This is a genomic window from Moorena sp. SIO4E2, assembly GCF_010671945.1.
GTDB classification, from domain to species: Bacteria; Cyanobacteriota; Cyanobacteriia; order Cyanobacteriales; family Coleofasciculaceae; genus Moorena; species Moorena producens.
Genome location: NZ_JAAHIE010000468.1, coordinates 1 through 5,821, shown reverse-complemented (window position 1 = coordinate 5,821; position 5,821 = coordinate 1). Strand labels below are relative to the sequence as shown.

Here is a 5,821-nt window from a genome sequence, read left to right as displayed (position 1 = left end):
ATAATTAGACATAAATGATAGAACCCTTGTCAGTATTAGCCGGTTGGGCAATCCCGAAAATAGGGGAATCGTTGTTAGAGATTGTTTCGGGACAAGGATGGGATAGCTTAAGTCAAGCTCTGACTAAAAGCGATGTAGAGAAGGCAATCAAAGCGGGCGAAGCGGCAGTTAAAGAATGGGAAAAACAACGGGATCCGAGCCAGCGCTTATTTTTTCACGCTAGACCGGATGGCTGGAATGGAGTTAATAATTTTTTGCGCGACTATTTTACTAATTCTGCTGTTTTGGCGGAATTACAGAAACCGCTACTTAATCAAGGTAAGCCTGATCGGGAGATTTTAAGCACGGTATTTCAACAGCAAGCTGAAGCCCATAACATTAAACTGAATCACGATAGTCTCAAGCCTTGGGTGGAGACATTTATTAATGCTTATTTCCAGCAGACGGATACTTATCTAAAATTTCAGGTAGCTAAACAGGATTATTGTGATCAGTTAGCTAACTGGTTTGATGATGTCAAATTTGCTGGCATTGCTGTGCCTGGGCAAGAAGTAGAAAAATCCGAGAAGTTAGCCCAAATCTTTGTAATGCCAGATGTGGTGGAAGACGTATCAACTGCTGGCGCTTGGGAACGGGATTTGTTAGCAGCTGGTAGTGGGGAAACCTCAGAAATAGCACTATTAGCAAAGACGACTGGCCGCAAATTATTGGCGGAGCAGTTATTGAGCCAAAGTCAATCAAGACGAGTAGTGATATTGGGTGCGCCAGGCTCCGGAAAAACCACCTTGATGAGTTATTTTGCAGTAATGTTGGCTCAGCAAAATCCTGAGATTTTAGGATTAGATGCTGATACGGACTGGCTACCGATTTTAATTAGGATGCGAGATTTTGCGATAAATCTCGATAAAAGCCTGATCGACTATGCTCGGGTATTTGCTGAAAACACGATGTCAGTGAAACCGTTACCAGTAGGATTTTTTGAGCATTGGTTATCTGATGGGAGGGCGTTGATATTGCTAGATGGTTTGGATGAAGTGCCAGAAGAGGCTAAACGGAATGATGTAGTCAGGCGGATTGAGAATTTTTTGGGACAGTTTGACAGAAATCGCGCTATTATTACATCTAGACCGGCTGGTTATCGACGCGACTTTTTCCACACTGAGGAATTTCCCCACTATCAAATTGAACCCTTTGATGACCAGAAGATTTCGGCATTTATTGATAACTGGTATAACAGCAGGTTTCAAGATCAAGCCGAAGCTGAAAGGCGCAAGCATAGTTTACGAAAGGCGCTGGATGATAATGACAGGATTAAGCTATTGGCACGGAATCCGTTATTGTTGACAATTATTGCATTGATTCATCGGTATCAAGCTATATTACCTAAGGAACGGTTTGAGCTTTATAATTGTGCTGTCAAGACGTTGTTAACCTCTTGGGATGCTAACAAAGAAATCAGCAGTCATGGAATATTTAAGTATCTAGATTTATATGATTTACGCCGATTGATGGAATTGTTGGCTTATTGGATTCATACTCAGGGAAATGTTGGCAATAATGAAGGTGGCACCTTGATTAACCAAGATGAGTTGATTGATCAGTTGAGTCAGCAGATTAAAACCTTGAAGCAGGTGCAGTTATACCAAGCTGAAGAAGAAGCCGAAGCATTTGTAACCTTGATTCGCGATCGCACTGGTTTGTTGAATGAGCAAGGGCAAAATTGTTACGCTTTTGTCCATAAGACCTTTCAGGAATATTTGTGTGCTGAAGAGATTGACTATCAGGCGGATAATGAGGGAGATTTTGAGATTGTTTTGAGTCAGATTCGGGAGCATTTGCATGACTCCCACTGGCGCGAAGTGTTATTATTGCTGATAGCACAGCAAAAACCGAAAAAGGCAGCGAGGGCGATTCGGGCAGTTTTGAATAATACTAGTAACTATGAGCAGTGGTTGCATCGTGATTTGTTGTTTGCTGGTAGTTGTTTGGCAGAAGACCCGAAAAATTTGCTTGGTGCTGATCGTGGGTTGGTGCAAAAGATTTTGGAGCGGTTGTTTGAGTTAGAGCTGAGTAGTCAAGAGCGGGTTGGGGAGAGGGTTGATGAGCAGGTTTTTAATATAATTTGTAGTTTATATGAAACTGATTTTGAAGCACAGGTATTGGAATTATTGGAACAGGAATTGGCCGTAGGCCACGCTACCCAAACGAATCGAATTGATGACTGGCGATTGCTGAAGTATCGAGCTGAGTTCGGGGAAAAAGATGAGGTAATTACAATATTGTTGACACGGCTAAAGGATGATGATTCTGATGTGCGTTGGAGGACAGCCGATGCTTTGGGTGAATTGGGCAATAGCTCAGAAACCGTAGTCAACGCCCTCTTAGCAAGGTTTCAGGATGAGAATTATGATGTGCGTTGGAGGGTAGCCATAGCCTTGGGCGAATTGGGCAATAGCTCAGAAACCGTAGTAAGGGCTCTAATCGCACGACTTCAGGATTCTGATGCTAGTGTGCGTGAGAGGGCAGCTGTGGCCTTGGGCAAATTGTGCAATAGCTCAGAAACCGTAGTAAGGGCTCTAATCGCACGGCTTCAGGATCCCGATGCTGATGTGCGTGGGGGGGCAGCCTATGGCTTAGGCAAATTGGGCAATAGTTCAGAAACCGTAGTCAACGCCCTCCTAGCACGGCTTCAGGATCCCGATGCTGGTGTGCGTGGGGGGGCAGCCGATGCCTTGAGCAGATTGGGGAATAGCTCAGAAACCATAGTCAACGCCCTCCTAGCAAAGCTTCAGGACCCCGATGCTGGTGTGCGTCGGTGGGCAGCCTTGGCCTTAGGCAAATTGGGCAATAGTTCAGAAACCGTAGTCAAGGTCGTCCTAGCACAGCTTCAGGATGATGATTCTCGTGTACGTCGGTGGGCGGCCATAGCCTTAGGTAAATTAGGCAACAGCTCAGAACCCGTAGTCAACGCCCTCCTAGCAAGGCTTCAGGATGAGCATTATCGTGTGCGTCGGTGGGCAAGCGAAGCCTTGGGCAATTTGGGCAAAACATCGAATCATGTTCTCCCTACTGTGATTGAATGGATTGAACAACACCAAGATTCCGACTATGTGGGCAGTGGTATTGATGTGCTGTGGGATTTGGTTGTAGGTACGGAATAGGGAGTAGCGCTCTATGTTATAGTTTTTAGGCATAATAATCTTATCCCAACAATCAACTGATCGCAATCCCCTCACGACCATGGAACAGTCGCCATCCCTGGAGCATGCCCTTAAACATTTTTTTGGTCACGACTGTTTTCGGCCAGGACAGCAACAGATTATTGAAGAGGCGCTGCAAAATCAGGATTTACTGATTATCATGCCCACTGGCGGTGGTAAATCCTTGTGCTACCAACTGCCAGCTCTACTGAAACCGGGATTAACCGTTGTGGTATCTCCTCTGATTTCCTTGATGCAAGACCAAGTGACGTCTTTGGAAGATAATGGGATTGGGGCTACGTTTATCAATAGTACCTTGAGCTTCCAACAAATGCGATCGCGGGAAGCTGCTATCCTTGAGGGTAAGATAAAATTACTCTACGTATCACCAGAACGGTTACTGGCAGAACAGTTTATCCCATTTTTGGATAGAGTGCGATCGCAAATCGGTATTCCCACCTTTGCCATTGATGAAGCTCACTGCGTCTCACAATGGGGGCATGATTTCCGCCCAGACTATCGGCAACTAAAACTATTACGTAACCGCTATCCTAATAGCTCAGTGCTGGCGCTGACCGCTACTGCCACTAATCGAGTCCAACAGGACATTATCCAACAACTGGAATTGCGACAGCCCAAGGTTCACATCGCCAGTTTCAACCGTCCTAACCTTTACTACGACGTTCAACCAAAACAACGGCAAAGCTATCAACAGTTATTAAAACAGATCCGTTCTCACCAAGGTTCTGGTATTGTCTACTGTACGAGCCGCCGTTCCGTAGAAGAAGTCGCTTTCCGGTTACAGAATGATGGTATTTCTGCCCTACCTTACCATGGTGGAATGACGGATAAGGCTAGGGCAACCAATCAAAATCGGTTTATCCGGGATGATGTGCGGGTAATCGTAGCTACGGTAGCCTTTGGCATGGGAATTAATAAGCCAGATGTACGGTTTGTGATTCACTACGATTTACCTCGTAACATCGAAAGTTATTACCAGGAATCGGGACGAGCAGGACGGGATGGGGAACCAGCCACATGTACGGTTTTATATAGCGCTAGTGATATCTCAAAACTTCATTATCTGATTGATCAAAAGCCCGATCCCAAGGAACAACGGATTGCCTATCAACAGTTAAATCAGATTGTTGACTACGCAGAAGGCACAGATTGTCGCCGCCGGATTTTGCTGGGCTACTTTGGTGAGCGGTTTCCAGGGAATTGTGAGAAATGTGATAACTGTTGCTATCCTAAGCCACTAGAAGATTGGACCATTGAAGCTCAAAAATTCCTCTCTTGTGTAGCCCGGTGTCGGGAACGGTTTGGCATGAACCACATTATTCAAGTGTTGCGGGGCTCAAAAAGTAAGAAAATTGAGCAGTATGGCCATCACTTACTCTCTACTTATGGTATTGGTAAAGATAAAACTGCAGAGGCTTGGAAAATTCTAGTGCGATCGCTTTTGCACCAAGGATTAGTAGACCAAACCACCGATGGCTACTCTGTGCTGAAGCTCAATAAACTAAGTTGGGAAATCCTGCGCAAGCAACGTTCTGTTTACGTTCCTATTCCCCAGTCATCTGTAGAAAAAGCCTTAGGGGAAATTAACCCCAGAGTAGCTGAAGCCGAGATTCTGCTAGAGAAACTGCGGAAATTAAGGAAACAGCTCGCTGATCGCCAATCGATTCCGCCCTATGTGGTCTTTGCTGATTCCACACTGAAACTGATGGCACAGCTGAAACCCAAAACCTTAGAGCACTTTGCCAAACTTTCCGGTGTCACTCAGTATAAAGTTACCCAGTATGGCGAGCAATTTATTTCAGAAATTCGGGCATTTTGTCAAGAGCAAAAACTACCAGAACCCCTCCCCTCCAGTACCTATATGAAAACCCTGCAATTCTATCAACAAGGGTTAAGTGTAGAGGAAATTGCTCAACAACGAGGGTATACTACCAGAACTATTATAGATCATTTGAGCCAATTAATTGAAATGAATCAGCCAGTGGATTTAAAACGACTGGTACCATTGGAACGCCATGAGCCAATTATCAAAGCAATTGAAAAAGTGGGTGATCAGTATCTGAAAAAATTACGGGAGTACTTAGGAGAAAGTTACTCCTATGACGACATTAAACTAGTCCGTGCTTGGTGGCGACGGGAACAAGAGTAATCGATATAGTTATTGCTATCCGCAGCACTATAGATGATTATGAAATGATCGCACAAAGCCATCCTGTGCTTTGGCTATACCCTTACATGTTACTGGATCAGATCCTCAACTTTGAGATCTAAAATATCACACAAGGCTTTAGTCTGTTCTGGATAAAGCTTAGGCTTGTGCCGATCAGCCTCCCAGTTAATCACTGTAGACTCTACGACATCACAGGCTCTGGCAACTTGTATGCGGGTTAAACCTAGACTTTCACGGCGTTCTCGTAGTTTTTTTCCTAGGGACATTACCTTCTCCGGTGGTCTTGTAGCAGTAGTTTACCTAAATTTATTTGACTATTTATAGTTTATATTCTACAATCGGGTTTTGTGCAACAGGGCAGGTAAATTAATATCAATGATTTGAATTAAGACCATAGATGTAGGTGGGGAGGGTGGGAAGTGAGGCGTAG

3 protein-coding genes are annotated in these 5,821 nt (G+C 44.6%); 2 read left to right on the top strand and 1 reads right to left on the bottom strand.

Features of this window, described 5'->3' with window-relative positions:
- Positions 1-26: 26 nt before the first annotated feature.
- Together F6K37_RS30665 and recQ are read left to right on the top strand one after the other, a co-directional pair.
- Positions 27-3,161 carry a sister chromatid cohesion protein PDS5 gene (locus tag F6K37_RS30665; RefSeq protein ID WP_287254290.1) on the top strand — a complete coding sequence of 1,045 codons (3,135 nt, stop codon included), beginning with the start codon at positions 27-29 and terminating at the stop codon, positions 3,159-3,161.
- A gap of 79 nt (positions 3,162-3,240) precedes the next feature.
- The gene (recQ, locus tag F6K37_RS30660) at positions 3,241-5,370 is read left to right on the top strand and encodes a DNA helicase RecQ (protein ID WP_287254288.1); all 2,130 of its coding nucleotides are present in this window, start codon (positions 3,241-3,243) and stop codon (positions 5,368-5,370) included.
- Positions 5,371-5,459: 89 nt separating this feature from the next.
- Here recQ and F6K37_RS30655 read toward each other — a convergent pair whose 3' ends face one another.
- The gene (locus F6K37_RS30655) at positions 5,460-5,657 is read right to left on the bottom strand and encodes a helix-turn-helix transcriptional regulator (RefSeq protein WP_008183401.1); all 198 of its coding nucleotides are present in this window, start codon (positions 5,655-5,657) and stop codon (positions 5,460-5,462) included.
- Positions 5,658-5,821 lie beyond the last annotated feature (164 nt).